Below are 15,956 nucleotides of genomic sequence, written 5' to 3' on the forward strand. Positions count from 1 at the left end.
GTAGAACTGCCTAATCATTTGAAGTAGAAACCTCTTCCACCCTGGTGGGAAAGAGTTCCTCAAAGTAAACCGCCTTGTCCGGAACAGGAAGACGATCGGTAAAATCGATGATATGGGGTTTAGAGTAGTCGTAGAGGTAGTAGTTAGTTATTACCTGATTGCTGAGATCAAATACATTGGAATAAACACTTTTTACCTTACCGTTCTGATGCGATACATCCAGGGTCTGTCTGATCTCTTCTAAACCGGGATTGTCACTGTTCTCCAGAATAGAACAAGCTTCTTCATATCCTGGAATCTCATAATCGGGATCTATTTCCTCGGCCGGGAAATTGCTTATCACCACATAAGATTCCTTGGCCAATTTTCTTCGTGTCACCCCATTGACATTGATCACGGCATAGTCTCCATTCCTATCTGCGATTACCATTTGGGCATGTTTAATAAATGGTATAAAGTACTGGTCCAGATACTCTAAAGCCTCATCTACCGTAGCGGCCTGATGCAACATCTTCTTAAAGACGTGGGTAGGGGAGGCCTTTTTACCTTTTCGGGTTTCTTTTTCGAGTTTGACCTTGTCGATGTAAAGGCCATCAAAGAATAGCCCAGCTTCGTTCATTCCTCCCTGGGCATATTTTCCCTCTCCCTTAAAACCGAAGAAAACTGCTCCGTAAGATTCTTTTTTGCCGGGGGCCTCATACCAATACTTGGCGTCCAGATCGTACCAGTCTTCGTTGTTGCCCACCCAAACACGATCTCCCTTCCAGGCTATCACCACTGTGCAAGCCATGGAAAAGGTGGGCAGCAGCAAGATAGTGCAGGTCAAAACGAAAACTCGTAAAAAGGTCTTGCTGGCAATCATGATACTTGATTTATACTAAAGACGTTTGAGGCGTCAATTTGGTTGTCCAGTGGTCGATTTTGGGAGTTATTCCGACACTCTCGCAACCACCCGCAGGGGTGCGCCACTGCCTCCTTCTATCTTCATGGGGAGGGCCATGATCTCAAAGCCCGATGCGGGCAGATCCTGGAGGTTGGTCAAATTCTCAAAGACAGGAATATTCTCGCCAAGCAGGATCACATGACTTTCAAAGAGGGAAGATTGCCCATAATCAATACTGGGAGTATCCAGCCCAATGGCGTTGATCTTCCTGTTATCCACTAACCACTGAGCGGCTTCCGGGGATAATCCGGGAAAATGCAAGAGAGCTATAGCATCATCTCCGCGCTGATCTGTACCCAGGTATTTCAAGGCATCCGGGTAATGACGGGAATGAGCGGTGTACAAAAGAACAATACTCCCTTCTGGTATTGGAGTGCCTTGATCGGACTCCCAGGATACCAGATCATCCACACTGACCAGGTAATCAGGATTGTCCCAAGCCTTCTTGGAAACGTCGATCTTGATGGCCGGACCGATCAATTTCTCCAGCGGGACTTCATCTACTGCCTGCTTGCCTTTGGCGAAATGAATAGGAGCGTCCAAATGGGTGCCTCCGTGTTCGGCCGTGGTGAAATCATAGGCTGAATAGTAATATCCCTTATCTGTATCCCCGGCAAAGACGGTATCTAGCTCAAATTGCCTGGCGGTTACCCAATAGACTGTTTCATCCGAATAGCTATGGGATAGATCGTAGAGAATAGACTCTTGAGCAATTTGTTCCGTCTCCGATCTTTGACTTTGGTTGCAAGCCAATAATAGACTTGTTAATGCCAATATGATAATGAATTTGTTCATCAGTGGTCGTCGTGATGGTAAGATACCCTATCTAGTGTCATGTATATTTCCTTGCCTTGGGTAGTCAAGGTGAGAATCTCATTAATGTCTTCGGTTTCTCCACTTGCCTCGATAACTCCAAAACCATGCGTCACTCCTGCATCTTCCTTTTCTTCCGGCCATTCCAAAACGATGGTCCAATCAGGATTACTTTGTGTAACATTTAAAAATATGTCTCCGTCTTTGTCTTCAAAATAAACACTGATATTATTATCCGCTACCTGAACATTTTCAAGGCTTGCGGAAGACCAACTATTTGGCATTTGTGGCCGTATTCTGATGGTCTTTTCAGCAGCCATAGGATCGATGCCAAAAAATTGATGGACTATAGGAACAGCAAAGCTGTAAATATTCCAAGCCTGCACAATCATGCCATAATCAGGACTCACTTCGTACATGCTACCCGGAAGGGCGTAGCTAAAAGAATTGGTCATGCGCATGAGGTAATCCAAAGCATGTTCTGGCCTGCCGTAATTATTCTCTGCAACTGCTTGTACGCCGGTTGGTAAGGTCATGACAGCACCAGTGTAAGAGAAAACCTTGCTGCCAGCGAAAGAACCATCATCACGAAGCGCCGATTTGTCTCGATCAATACCCGTTACAAAAACACCGAAAGGATTAATAAATTTTCGCGCTGTATTCAAGGCCAAGCGAGCCTTCTCCGGATCTGCAATCTTCATTTCCATGGGGGTGTTTACCACCCAATTGTGATGTAGAACGAAGGGTCTTGGTGTGGGTGATGGATTAGCCAAGATTAACTCCCTGGTCTGTTCAAGTTCTTCTACTGCCCATGGTTTATCCAGTGTATCCGCCCTCACAATGGCATCTTCGATCAGGCGCAATGCTTGTTCATCTGTTCCTATGAAATCGGCATAGGACTCAAATTCCTCAGACCAGAAGTCTTCGTTGATCTTCCTTGCCATGGCATCAGCCTGGTCCTGGTATTCGGATGCCAAATCCGTCTTCCCCAATTCCCTGGCCATGGACGCCGCATCCGCAAAGGCACGCTGGGTGTAGGCCGCGACATCGATCATCTCACTGTCCAGCCCATGAATCTCCATCATCCCAAAACCATCCGGAAATAGATTACCGTCCAGATCTTTTTCAGACATCAACCATTCCAGTCCAGCCTGCACGGTTGGGAAATACTTTTCCAAATAGGCCCGATCTCCTTTCCACTTGTAGACCTCCCAGACGATTGAGGCGAATTGGGGAGTTTCGTTAATATTTCCCGTGTTGAAAACTACGCCATTGGTGGAGACCTCATGAACGATGCGTCCATTCCCATTGGTCGCCATGGAAATGCTATCCAGGAAGTTCAATGATCGATCAACCACGTCTTCCATCCCGATGGCCATATATCCTCTCAGTGAATATTCACTATCTACGCCAAACCACCAAGGGTAATCCGGTATACCAGCACCAAATCCACTACCGATGCCCGGGATATCCCTAATCAGCCAATCCGCATTGTATTTGAGCCATTCAAAGGTTTGACTCAAGCGCTCGTCAGGGATACTCAGCTTGGTTTGTTCGGCTATCTCCTCATATCTATTTTTCTTAGCTTCAAGCATTTTGAAATACCCTTGTTGTAACTCCTGAAAAGTGTTTTTCGTTTGGGATTCTGAGGTATAGGATCCGGCAATGAAAAAGGTGATAAGCTCTCTTCCGCCTGCAGCTATTTGCAGGTCGTAATCCAAGGTGTTGGAAATTCCATTTCCCTTGTAGTCTGATTTCGCTTCTCCCTGCTGAGCTGAAACTCGATCAGATCCATACATGACCGACCACTCATTCCTGCTATCATTCACTATCCAGGCATCATAACCCGGATCGAAAGCAGACTCATCTTTTCCATCGGTGATGTTTTGACGCTCGGCCAGCCAGGTTGGCATCAGGTCGACGTCTCCGGTGAATTGGAATTTCAGGTCTCTAGCGCTTTCCTGTTGGTTCTGGATCACAAATTGGACCACCATTCCCTCTGTATTGTCCGGTACAAACTGAAATCGATCTACAGATAATCCCATCTCACCTAGTTCAAAATGATGGGAATTCGCCATGGGGTAGTTCCTAAATTCGAAAGCGGCATCTAGTTGAGCAGTATTCCCGTTTTCGGACAGTTGGGCGCGAAAGCCATCCATCAATTTGATTGGGTGATTCCAGATACCGCCCATCTCTCCAGTGATGTGCCATCCCAATTCTGGAAAACTGCCATCCTGATGTCCTACCATGTACAATCGGTTACCGGCGGTAACATAGGGTGATCCCAAGTATTCAGCCTTTCCTGCGATCCAGTTGTCATCCAGAGTATCTTCCAGGGATTTAGCGGGAGAAGCCGATTCTTGTTTACAGCTCGAATTGAAGAATAGAGCTAAGATCAACCCCAAAAAATAAAATCGTTTAAACATGGGTCAAATGATTGAAGTGATAGGTGATGGTTTAAGAAGTAGAATTTACCAAAAAATTGGAAGAATGGAGTTATAAAATTGCGATCGACTCTGTGGTATCTATCCGATCCACCAAAATAAAAGCAGAATGGCTCCAAAGAACAGCAACCCGCTTAACAGAAGGGCTTTTTTATCCTGCCGGTCTTCCAGCTGAGCTTTTTGCCTGATATCGCTCCTGATCTCACTCCATCAGTGTGGATCCAGCTGATCTTGGGTTATACCTGTATTGAGTTGGATGTTCAAGCGCTCTAACTCGATCCCATAGAAGGATTGGAGTTTTTGAAAAGGTGATTTGGCAGTCCGTGAAAATTGAATAAAACGCGCTCCCCGGTTGCTTTTACCAGGTCTGATCACAAATTTCGAACGGGTGGGACGGCTCATATGACATACAAGAACGGCAAATCGGACAGTACATAATATGAGAAATGTCAGGAAAGGTCTAATCGAAGAATTCCGACGTGCTTCTCTCACTTAGTAACTGACGTAGTTTGAAGTCTGTGTTGTCCAACCTCATGATCGGGTAATCAGCCTGATAAAATCTCACACTTTTATCACTTTGCACACTAGCCAATATGATCCGACCCGCCTGCAGGTTGAACAATCTGCCATTGACAAGCGCGTAGGCATTTCCATCTACAGTTTGGAAAGCTACCCAATCGATGCGGGTCTGAGTGTTGGCATTAAGACTGCCTTGAGCAATATAGTTCGGATGATTACGGGAGCTGGCAATGACCGGATGGTCGTCCAGATTGCGTCCACGGTTTAGGGTCAAGATCGTGAAATAGGTGATACGATCAGTATCCAAACCTTCAAATAAATATTCGTTGTGGGGTCCTTTTCCAAGACTGGCGGTATGACCAATGATAGAATCCGTGTCCAGCTGAAATTCTAGAATTTCATTGCCATTACCGGGACTCTTGTACTTTGGAGTGGGGAAGGGAGTCAGGTTTAATGGGGTGTCGTATTCCAGCAGCAGATCTACTAATTGAACTTCCATGTTCAATGCGGTGGTGTCCCAAAGACCAGGGTCCTGATAAGATGCTGAATGTTCCTTGACTTGCTCAGGGCCCCAATAGACTGCTTTTTCTTTTTTCTGTTCGGAATCTTGACAGCTCCAGGCCAGAACAGCCATTAATCCAATGGTCGATATAGTTGAAAGTGTTCTTCTCATGTCCAATAGACGGCCTGAGAAGATTGATGGTTGCCTGTGCGATGTAAATTCAGCTAAAAGCTACATCTGAGTATCATAAACCATAGGGAATTGATCGGGTATCTCCTCCTTGGTTTCTCCCAGGTTTTGACGCAGATCGATCTCTATTCCCCTGGAAATGGTCGAGATAGGCACATCATTGGCCGAACCTTCGAAGGGATTCTCACCTGTTCTTCCAATGCGCTCCATGGTATGAAACACCCAGGCAACAGCCAGATAAAAGGGGATGGACAACCACACGAAATGCGTCCCTACAAAAGGATGATTCTCCATCATATCTTGTCCAATCTCAGAGAATTGTGGTACAATCGCGAGGGGTAACAACAACAGGAAAACCCACATAAAATAGTGGTTGAGGGTGGCAAAATGCCTGGGATACGGGAAATTCTTGATACGCTCTGATTTACCTTGCAGGGTAAATAACTCTTCCAAAACACCTTCTAATTGAAGGAAGGAAAATTCCCAGATCAGACCACGTTCCTTTAATCTTCTTAGATGATGAGACTGTCTGTAGAGAATAGCGGTTTGCTTGTTTCCCTTACTCAATACATAATCCATATCCTCTTGGTCCATGTAGCAGATCAGATCGTCCTTGAGAGAAGTGATCTTTTCTGGCGGCGGCATATCCTTATGCCATTCCCTATTGGATTTTTCCCTGTGTAAGGTCTCCCATTTTCTTGGTTCACGCATGGCGTGCCTAAGAGCCGTCATCCAGGCAATATGCCGATAGGTCAGGGTTTTGATCTCTTCCTGGATCTCTTCATCACTTACCTCATCTTCACAGTATTCGTTAGTCACCATATCCTGAACGAACATGGCAAATGTGCGGGAAGTATTGACGACCCCGCCCCAGATCTTTCGGGCTTCCCAGATGCGTCCGTAAGCTGCATTGTTCTGAAAACCGATCACAAAAGCCACGGCCGTGCCGATCAGGGCCAGAGGTGTCCAGGGAATTTTTAGCCATTGTAAGTCGAAAAACTGGTGCAAAACAATAGGTACTACTATGATCAATAGGAAAAGAAAGGTGGAGAATCGGGTCCACTTCGCCATATCCAGTATTTTATAGACTCTACGTGTATACATCGTTATTTGCTTGGATTATATGGGTCCTTTTGCCCTGTTGGGATGGGAGGGTTTTGTTTTAGTGAGACCACATGTTCCTGTAATTGATTAAGCGCAGCTTTGGGAACCCAGGTATGTGGGAATAGTACATTATTTCTCTCCTGTGGGTCTTCCAATAAATTGTATAAGCGAGGCATGGTATAAGTGGTCTTTGGAGTATTCCAGGCTTCCTGTTCTTCAAAATGAAGTTTCCAGTTTCTCCACTTCACTCCAAAGATGTCATTTCCCATATAGACGATGAATCCTTCTCTTCCGGATTTATCTGTTTTCTGCATGAGGAATTCGCTTACATCTATACCATCGATAGATCTGTCATTGGGGATTGTGCCTCCGGCAATCTTGGCGATGGTAGGGAATAGATCCATGGCATGAACGATCTCATCACTTGTCGATCCTGCAGGGATCTTACCGGGCCATTTAGCTGCAAATGGGACTCGCAGGGCGCCTTCATACCCTGTAAAGAGTGTTCCCCTCCAAGGTCCGGCAGAACCCTGAATGGAGGTTTCTACAGTTAAATTGGTGCTATTGGGATTTAGTGCTTCCGGTCCGTTATCTGCCGTAAAAATGAAGAGGGTGTTTTCCGAGATGCCCAACTCATCGATCTTATCTATTAATTCGCCTAAGTAGGAATCAATTTGCAATAATAGATCTGCCCAAGGACCATTCCCAGTCTTTCCTTGAAAGTCGGGATGCGGCATAGTGGGAAAGTGTGTAGCTGTATACGGTAAATAGACAAAGAAGGGTTTGTTCTGCTGAACACTACTTTCCATAAAATTCAGTGCCCGGTCTGTGAGGTCTCTATCGATAAGTGGTCTGTAATCCAACCGATACGGGCGAACCTCCTTAGGAGTTTCCCCTTTTTTTCCATCCATTACATACGTCTCTGCTACCCCGCTTTTATCAAATCCCACCATAGAAGAATAAGTGGACTCATCTGTAGAATTTGGAATGCCATACCATTCGTCAAAGCCTTGATCCGTTGGAAAACGTCCAGGGGTTCTTCCTAAATGCCATTTTCCAAACATACCGGTCGCATAACCTGCATCAGACAACATCTCAGCCATGGTGACTTCCCACTGCACCAGTCCGTAAACTCCCTCTCCAACAGGAACGGTTGCGTTTCCACTTCTTACAGCATAACGTCCTGTCATGAGGGCAGAACGGGATGGAGTACATTGTACTTCCACATTGAAATTGGTCAGTCTGAGACCTTCCGCGGCCACTTGATCCATCCTGGGAGTGGGTGTTCCTCGAACAATTCCTCCACCATTAAAGCCGGGTTCTCCCCAGCCAAAATTATCCAGGAAAACGATGACCACATTGGGCTTGTCTTGATCTTGAGAATAACTAAGTTGGACACCGGTGCAGACCAAAATACAAAGCCAAATAGTTTTTGAAAGTCGTTTCATGAGTGTAGATTGAAAGTTAATTGGTTAGACTCTTAAAATAAGAAAAAAGGAAAAGACTATTCAACAAGTGAAATCCTTATGAGTACTAACCTTCCCGAATCATTCTTTTGATGATGTTGATCTGCCCCAAATGGTAGTAGGTGTGTTCTATCAGACCGTTGATATTCCTAAAATTGTTGCCGTACTTGCCAGTATCGAATGGGCCTTCCAACTGTTCGGCCGGCAAGGCATCTATTATATCGGCCAAAGTTTCAGCCTCTGCGAATACCTTCTGTTGTAATTGTTGCCAGTCTTCTTCAGAATTAACTGGTGGGCAATCGTAGCTGAATTTATCGTGGGCATCCAATTTGCCACCCTGGAAGACCTTTAAAACTGCCGAGACATAATAGTTCACATGAAAGGTGAGCATGGCAAGGGTGTTTAGTGAACCAACCCGGGTATTTGCTTCCCGGAAATCTACCCCTTCCAAAGCATCTTTCAGGTTTGAACCAACATAGCTGGGTCCAAAGTGAAGTCCTCTAAAGTGTCTGGCCAGATCGTTAGATAGCGACATAATGGTGGTTTTTGTCCAAATTAGGCAAAATCCAAAGATTAGCGGAAAATCCTATCTGTAGATATCGCCAAGCGTTTGTGGGAGCAAAACTTTCCAGATGCGTTCTTCATGTCCCCCTTTATAGACCTTGAGATCGACAAATGAATTACTTTCCATGTATTTGGATTCCAGTAATTCGGACTCTTCACGGAATGCATCGTCCTCTTCAGAGCCATATTGCAGGTATAGATTGGGATAGGTCACATCGGCATTCCAAGGATTATCATTGGCATTAGAGCCTACGGTGGAATACAGAATGTAATTCCCTATGATCTCTGGTTGTTTGTTGAGGAGATTAGCGCCAAATCCAGCACCGTTGGAGACTCCATAGAATATCCGATCCTTCATTTCAGGCTCTTGACTAAATTCCTTCTCGATAGTGGGGATGAACTCTTGGGTAAAGTAGTTCATATGCCTCTGGAAGATTTGATCCAAGGATGGGTCTACATCTCCCCAATCTTCAGATTCCACGTACTCGAAGAATCTGTACTGCATAGCAAAGGTGTTACCATTCTCATCTTGTCCCATTCCAATTTTCGATTCCTTAGAATTGGAGTGACTTCCTGCGTATATCATTGGAGGAATGACTTCAGCCAAAATAAGCGAGTCGAGGGTTCGCTTCAAATAATCGTCCGCTCCACCAAACTGACCGTCGGCAGCATATAGAATGGGATATTGCTTAGCAGGATCAAAGCCTGCCGGAAGAAAGATATCATGCTTGCGAAACTCGTTGAGTTGCTCGCTGTAGAGGGAGTCGGTATAATACCGTGACTCCGTGATTCGATCGTTGGACGGTATTTGCTGACAACTAAATGACAGACCAATGAAGGTAAGTAATAGGGTAAAATGAAAGAAGGGTTTCATAAGACGATGGTCGTTTTATACAGGGCTAAAATTACAAGACTAAAAGGGATCGAACGTCCTATTTGTGTGAAGGAGTGTTAACGAGTGCTAAGTTGTTTCTCTGATGCAAAACAGCCGAAGGAATTGCTCCTTCGGCTGCCACTTACAATTGCAATGTCGGACACTTCAGTCCTAAGCTTCACAGCTTGCACATTCTTTCTTCTGACGGAATTTCTGTGCCGCATTCATACTGTGTTGATAATAGAGTGACTTCACACCCAATTTCCAGGCTGTAACGTGGATCTTATTGATCTCCTTGGTAGGCATATCCGGATGCACAATGATATTCAAGGATTGTCCCTGATCGATGTGGTTCTGTCGGTTGGCTGCCTGATAGATGACGTGCATTTGATCGATCTCTGAATAGGTCTTAAAGACTTCTTTTTCGTGATCTGTCAGGAATTCCAGGTGTTGAACAGACCCATCCCGGTTTCTGATGTCCTTCCAAACTTCCGGAGTGTCCATGCCTTTCTCCTGCAGTAATTCCACAAGGAAAGGATTCTTAATGGTGGTTTTGATCTTGGCAATATCTTTTACATAAATATTGGACCAGATAGGTTCTATACCCTGGGAAACCTGACCCAGTATAAAGGCAGAAGAAGTTGTAGGCGCAACCGCATTCAGGGTAGCATTCCTTCTTCCATAACCCTCCAGAACCTTGGGCTCACCAAAACGCTGAGCCAATGACTCTGATGCTTTATTGGATCGCTCTTTGATCGCGGCAAAGATCTCACTGTTCAGATCGTAGGCTTCCTGGCTATCGAAGGGATATCGCTTGGACTGTAGCAGTGAATGCCAGCCCAGTACTCCCAGACCTAAGGCACGATTCTCCTTTGCGAAGTTATATGCCCGCTCCATAAAGAGGAAGGTCTGTTGGTCGTCCTTATTTGGAGAATCTCTATAGCTTTCCAGCTTTTCCAGGAACTCGGTGATGATGGCATCCAGGAAATGCACCATGGTCTCTACTGCATCGGTGTCCTTCCACTTGTCATAATGCAGCACGTTGATGCTGGACAAGACGCAGACAAATGACCAGTCGTCATTGGACGGTAGCATGATCTCCGTACACAGGTTACTTGCGTAGATGGGTAGATTCTTGTCCCGGTATACATCGGCAGCGCCATTGTTGGCATTGTCCGTAAAGAAAATGTAAGGATATCCCATTTCTCCTCTGCACTGCAGCACCTTGGCCCAAACCGTTCGTTTCTCTACATCACCATCTATCATGGATTGCATCCACTCATTCGAAACGGTTACACCGTGGGTCAGTTCCTGAATGGGATTCCCTTCTGTTCCTATCTCCAGGAATTCCATGATATCTTGGTGATCAATCGGTAAATAGGGTGAGAATCGGCCTCTTCTCACAGATCCCTGACTAACCACATCCACCATGGATTCGAACAGACGCATGATGTGAACTGCCCCTGAAGCCTCCCCATTGTTCTTGATAGGTGCTCCTCTGTGGCGGATCTTACCAAAGTAGCCTGATGTTCCCCCTCCGAGTTTGGACATCATTCCAACCTCAGATTGGGTGTAAAGAATGTTCCCAATGTCGTCATCGATGTGAGACCCAAAGCAACTAATGGGCAGCCCACGACGCTTTCCAAAATTAGACCATACCGGAGATGCCAGGGAATAAAATCCTTCTGACATATAACCGTAGAACTTATCACTGAATCCTGGTATACCCAAAATGGATTCTGCTCTGTCTGCTATTTCGCGAATCCGGCTCTCCGGGGTTGCACCTGGGGTAAGATATCCCGCAGCAAGGAAATGTCGGCTGTGTTCATTTAGCCAATCAAACCCTCCAACACTGGTATTTGCGTCAGCTTGGTTAAGTGCTTCTTTTCGGGCGTTAAGTAGATCTTGACTAGGGCTTGCCTTTTGGGCAATATTTTGGTCGGGGGATTTTTGTGTCTGCATAGATTAAAAAAGGTCGTCGGAGGTTATACTTTGTGTTCTTTTGCTGTAATTGATGGAGCGCTTCACGAAGAAGTCACCGTGTTTGGTGCCAATGATCTCGTCGTCAAACCACTCGGTTTGCGCTACCAATTCCTGGTCCACCTCGAAGATCTTCTCGATTCCGATGCTTTCCAGGGAATTGTTGAATCTGTTCTTCAGGAATTCAATGACCACGTCTTTTGGCAGGAATTCCAATTCACCTGCTTCGAAAATCCAGTCTACGATGTCGCTTTCAGCCTCGAAGGCTTGCTTGCACATCTCCTGAATGTTCGTCTGATAGCCATCAGCAAACCATTGGGGGTTCTCGTCTCGTAGAACTTTGATCAGATCGATTCCGAAATCGCCATGGATTTGTTCTTCCTTAGAGGTGGCTTCCACCACATTGGAGATCCCTTTCAGCATGTTCTTATGTTTATTGAAGGCCATGATGATGAGGAATTGAGAGAACAGGCTCACGTGCTCAATGAAGAGCGAGAATAGCAATATGCTTTCGGCAAACTGTCGGTTGTCTTCACTTTTGGAGTTTCTCAAGGACTTCTCCAGATACTGAACCCGTTTCATGATGACGGGAACTTTCTTAAGGGATTTGAACTCCTTGTTCAAGCCTAGAATCTCAAGCAAGTGCGAATAGGCATCGGCATGACGTACCTCACTCTCGGCAAAGGTGGCTCCAACAGCTCCAATTTCAGGTTTGGGCATGCGGGCATACAGATTTCCCCAAAACGATTTAACTGCAACTTCGATCTGGGAAATGGCCAACATAGTGTTCTTGATAGCATTTCGTTCGACCTCGGTCAAGCTGGATTTGAAATCCTGGATATCACTGGTGAAATTGAATTCAGTATGGATCCAGTAGGAATGACGAATAGCCGGAACATATTCGTACAGTTGCGGGTACTCATAGGGCTTTAAGCTCAGTCGTTTTTCAAAGATGTCGGACTTGCGCTCCTGTGCTCTTTTATTCCGATACAGGATGTAGGCCTTGGCCGCATCGGGGAAGGCACTCAACATCAATTTGGTCTCGACCATGTCTTGTACCTCTTCGACCATGGGAATGTAGTCGGCGTCCTTCTCTTTTCGCTCCAAAAGCCCCTGATAGACAGCTATTGCTACGTTTTGCGCGTCCTCGTAACTGCCGGTGTCAACGGCCTTCATGGCCTTTAAAATGGCTTGTGTAATTTTCTCAAGGTCAAAGCTAACCTCAGAGAAATCTCTCTTAATAATGTATTCTATACTCATAATGTGTCGCGTGGAATCAATCGAATCTGAGTATAAATTTTGCGATTTAATCAGTATGATTTTTACATCGGCTTAAGAGTTTCTTAACTAATTATAAACAATTCAAAATGGGCCGATGCACTCCCGAAAACGTTGGAGTGAATCAAAATTAGGATCAACGAATTGACAAAAAATGAGGAAGTTTTTCACATAGATTGGGCAAGATTTGCTCAACCGAAAACGCAAATGAGGGACAAACCACCTTACGGTTTGATCAGTTTCGTCCATGGCGGGAACGAGTTTTCTTGAAATTGGTCGATCATCTGATTTGAAGATTCGAAATTGTTCATGATTTTTGTGTAATGCTTAACTCTCGCATTTTGATTCGCTGTTGCTGCATTGCATTTAGTACACTCCTGTTCATTCTATCCAGTTGTTCCTCTCCGGTGCGGGTATTGGATTATTGGACGAGTGAGGATTTTCGGGATTATTCTAAGAAGAGTTTTGTGGTGGCCGTCAAAGCGGATGATCCGGCTAATCGTCAGCTCTTTGAAGATCGTATAGCGGATAAAATGGACAATGGCAGAATTGAAGCCATCACTTCCTATACGGTTTTACCGGATCAGGTCATTACCAATCTTGATGAATTTTTGAATTCGAATCAGTCTCTTTTAGACAGTTTGGGGATTAGGGGGGTAGTCTTTGCAGCCGTAAAAAATGTCATCATTAGTGATAAGCCGGGAGAGCAAGCTTCCGAAAAACAGAAGCAAGATCCGGAAAACTCGCCCTTGTCCCGGACTTATGTCTTAGAATCCAGGATAATCGATCTGAAGCGTTCTCCGGATAATCAACTGGTCGGAGTTAATCTTGTGTCCATAACTGATCCTACGTCGGCTGATAAGCTGGTCAGCCGATATAGTAAAGTTGTCAGTAAGCATTTTAAAAAGAGTCCTTCAAATGAGTAGTAGGGTTTCTATAAAATACGCTGCGCTAATGGCGGTCATATTCAGTTTGATGTTATGCTCGTGCAATACTCGCAATGCCGTTTCCCACATTCCTAAATTGGAAGAAGACAAGCCTAGGAAATTGCTTGTTTTTCTGGATGGGACGAGCAACAACGAAGAGAGCCACACCAATATTTCCAAGCTATACAACTTGGTGACCTTGCAGGACAAACCTGCCATGAATGCCATTTATTTAAGAGGTGTTGGCAACGGAGCAGATGTGGTCGGGATGGCATTCGGATCTGGTATTCGGAAAGAAGTGTGCAAGGCCTATTTGTTTCTAGCCGAGACTTATGACCAGGATAGGGGAGATGAGATCTATCTCTTTGGGTTTAGCCGAGGTGCATATGCTGCGAGAATGTTGGCCGGTTTTATTCACTCTGCCGGACTGGTAGATCTCAAGCAAATCGAAAAGTCCGATAGGCAAGACTTCGTGCGAAAAATGTTCGATGCCCATAAAGGACAAAAATCCTTGGATCAGAGGCGGGCCGATGTTCGGAAGGTGAGTGGTCAGGATGCAGCTCTGCAGGAAGTCAAGATCGAATTCATGGGCCTATGGGATACAGTTGCCTCTCTGGGTTTACCTGATTACGATGACAATTATTATGTGCCTGAGACCAAATTCCTGGACCAGCTTTGCAATGTGAAAAGAGCTTCCCAGGCCCTTTCCCTCAATGATAATAGAGGCTCGGTTTTTACACCGGCCTTACTTACCCATGGTATTCTTGTAGAGAACTGCAAAGAAGTAAACTTGGATGAGGTGGTCAATGAGGTCTGGTTCTTTGGAGCCCATTCTGATGTTGGAGGTGGCTACTTTAACTCCTATCTCAGCGGAGTTTCTCTCAATTGGATGATTCGGGAAATTGAAGAATTTGACCTGTTGCCTCCAAATACATCAGTATACGAAGATCGTTTTGGTGAGACCAACGATCCTCGAAAGGGCTTTTCTAAACTCATATATACCGATAAGAGCAGAAAGTTGGTCTATTTTGCTTCCAGAGATGGATTTCGGGATGAAAAGTTAAAGATCCATCGGTCCGTCCTGGAGCGCCTGGAGTATAGGGTAAAGACCAACGAGATCAACTTGCTGGCCTTCTTTGGGGATTGTTTCTTTCTTAATACCAAAGGAGGCTATACCTATAAACAGGATGCCGCTTGTTTTGAGGTAGTGGAGTGAATGGGGTGATTGGCGAATAGCGATTCGTGATTCGAACGATTATTTTTGACTACTGACTACTGACTACTGACTACTGACTACTGACTACTGACTACTGACTACTGACTACTGACTACTGACCCTTGCCTTTTCATGAATTCCGTCAACACTATTCATGAATCCTTATCAAGGTCCTATTAATTACTTGTGTTTTGTTTGTAACCGGAATAAATTGCTCTGGGTGGGGAATGGTGCCTCAAGGAAGAATGAGTGAAGTATTAGGAGTCAAGAAAGAAACGATCGACTGAATCCTTGTTGCCGAACCTACATGATAAAAATCATTGTCTAAGTTGAGGTTTCAGAGTTACCTTTCAGGTTATGAAAAAGGTATATCGGTTGTTGTTGCTGTGCTGCTTATTGACCGGTCTTAGTCTCAATGGGCAGATTGTTCCTGATAGGGAAAACTTATTTGTTCGGATCTATGATCAAAACGGAAACAAGTTCGACAAAGGGAAGGTTCTCTCTATGAGTGCAGATACGCTTTACTTATTTCGAAGAAAAGTAGTTAAAGCCACAGCAGTAGATCAAATTGGAATGATCAAGACTAAGCGATCTGTTGGACATAATGCAGCAATGGGTACGGTTGCGGGCGGAGTGATCCTTGGATTGGCGGGAGCAGCTAGTTCAGGCGACGAATTGTTTTTTGTCTGGTCCGAAGAAGAGGGAGGTCTTGGTGGATTAGTGCTTGGAGGTGCTGTGGGAGCAGGAATTGGCGCTTTTACCGGGGCGCTGAAGAATTCCAAGACTTTTATAATTAACGGTGACCCTCAAAATTGGCGAGTATTTGTTGATGCAGTATCTGAGGCAAGCGAGTGAGTATTCTTGAAATAGAGTAGGAGATTCTTGAATGATAATCAACAGATGTTGGCTGTGCCCGATATTATAACTGAGTTTGGGTAATTTGTTAATGGGAGGGGGTGCAATCCCCCTAGGTAAAAATGACCTGAACCATCAAGCTCACCTTCGCGATATGCAACAACACGGGCGGTTCATTAGTTTCATAAAAAGCGGATTTTATGGCCAACTATTTGGTTCTAAAATTTGCTTTTCCGTATTAAAATACTGAAATTCAGGGTTGTGAATATTGAAAAAGCACCTA

General features: G+C 45.0%; 13 protein-coding genes. 3 read left to right on the forward strand and 10 right to left on the reverse strand.

What is annotated here, in order from left to right; all coding sequences use genetic code 11:
- Positions 1-10: 10 nt before the first annotated feature.
- From BST85_RS00460 to BST85_RS00510, 10 genes are all read right to left on the reverse strand, one after another.
- Positions 11-862 (reverse strand): linear amide C-N hydrolase, encoded by an 852-nt coding sequence (locus BST85_RS00460; protein WP_104811458.1) that lies wholly within the window; start codon positions 860-862, stop codon positions 11-13.
- Between the two features lie 66 nt (positions 863-928).
- Positions 929-1,738: a cyclase family protein gene (locus BST85_RS00465; RefSeq protein ID WP_104811459.1), complete on the reverse strand. Its 810-nt coding sequence runs from the start codon at positions 1,736-1,738 to the stop codon at positions 929-931.
- Complete coding sequence (locus tag BST85_RS00470; RefSeq protein ID WP_104811460.1) at positions 1,738-4,182, reverse strand: alpha-L-rhamnosidase-related protein; 2,445 nt, start codon at positions 4,180-4,182, stop codon at positions 1,738-1,740. Before BST85_RS00470 ends, BST85_RS00465 begins: the two co-directional genes overlap by 1 nt.
- Before the next feature lie 478 nt (positions 4,183-4,660).
- The gene (locus tag BST85_RS00480; protein WP_146090610.1) at positions 4,661-5,392 is read right to left on the reverse strand and encodes a hypothetical protein; all 732 of its coding nucleotides are present in this window, start codon (positions 5,390-5,392) and stop codon (positions 4,661-4,663) included.
- Between the two features lie 60 nt (positions 5,393-5,452).
- On the reverse strand, positions 5,453-6,514 hold the full coding sequence (locus tag BST85_RS00485; RefSeq protein WP_104811463.1) for a bestrophin family protein: 1,062 nt from the start codon (positions 6,512-6,514) through the stop codon (positions 5,453-5,455).
- A 2-nt stretch (positions 6,515-6,516) separates the two neighbouring features.
- Entirely contained in the window at positions 6,517-7,962 is a 1,446-nt protein-coding gene (locus tag BST85_RS00490; protein ID WP_104811464.1) for an arylsulfatase, read from the reverse strand.
- An 85-nt stretch (positions 7,963-8,047) separates the two neighbouring features.
- Positions 8,048-8,515 (reverse strand): DUF1572 domain-containing protein, encoded by a 468-nt coding sequence (locus BST85_RS00495; RefSeq protein ID WP_104811465.1) that lies wholly within the window; start codon positions 8,513-8,515, stop codon positions 8,048-8,050.
- 51 nt (positions 8,516-8,566) lie between these two features.
- Positions 8,567-9,418, reverse strand: coding sequence for an alpha/beta hydrolase (locus BST85_RS00500; RefSeq protein ID WP_104811466.1), 852 nt, complete (start codon positions 9,416-9,418; stop codon positions 8,567-8,569).
- 171 nt (positions 9,419-9,589) lie between these two features.
- Positions 9,590-11,380: a ribonucleoside-diphosphate reductase subunit alpha gene (locus BST85_RS00505; RefSeq protein WP_104811467.1), complete on the reverse strand. Its 1,791-nt coding sequence runs from the start codon at positions 11,378-11,380 to the stop codon at positions 9,590-9,592.
- 3 nt (positions 11,381-11,383) lie between these two features.
- The gene (locus tag BST85_RS00510; RefSeq protein ID WP_104811468.1) at positions 11,384-12,658 is read right to left on the reverse strand and encodes a ribonucleotide-diphosphate reductase subunit beta; all 1,275 of its coding nucleotides are present in this window, start codon (positions 12,656-12,658) and stop codon (positions 11,384-11,386) included.
- Positions 12,659-13,017: 359 nt separating this feature from the next.
- Here BST85_RS00510 and BST85_RS00515 point away from each other — a divergent pair, with 359 nt between their 5' ends.
- From BST85_RS00515 to BST85_RS00525, 3 genes are all read left to right on the forward strand, one after another.
- Positions 13,018-13,602, forward strand: coding sequence for a hypothetical protein (locus BST85_RS00515; RefSeq protein WP_146090611.1), 585 nt, complete (start codon positions 13,018-13,020; stop codon positions 13,600-13,602).
- A 28-nt stretch (positions 13,603-13,630) separates the two neighbouring features.
- Entirely contained in the window at positions 13,631-14,818 is a 1,188-nt protein-coding gene (locus BST85_RS00520; protein ID WP_181039923.1) for a phospholipase effector Tle1 domain-containing protein, read from the forward strand.
- Between the two features lie 357 nt (positions 14,819-15,175).
- Positions 15,176-15,673: a hypothetical protein gene (locus BST85_RS00525; protein ID WP_104811471.1), complete on the forward strand. Its 498-nt coding sequence runs from the start codon at positions 15,176-15,178 to the stop codon at positions 15,671-15,673.
- The last annotated feature ends 283 nt before the right edge of the window (positions 15,674-15,956 follow it).

Source organism: Aureitalea marina, from assembly GCF_002943755.1.
GTDB lineage: Bacteria > Bacteroidota > Bacteroidia > Flavobacteriales > Flavobacteriaceae > Aureitalea > Aureitalea marina.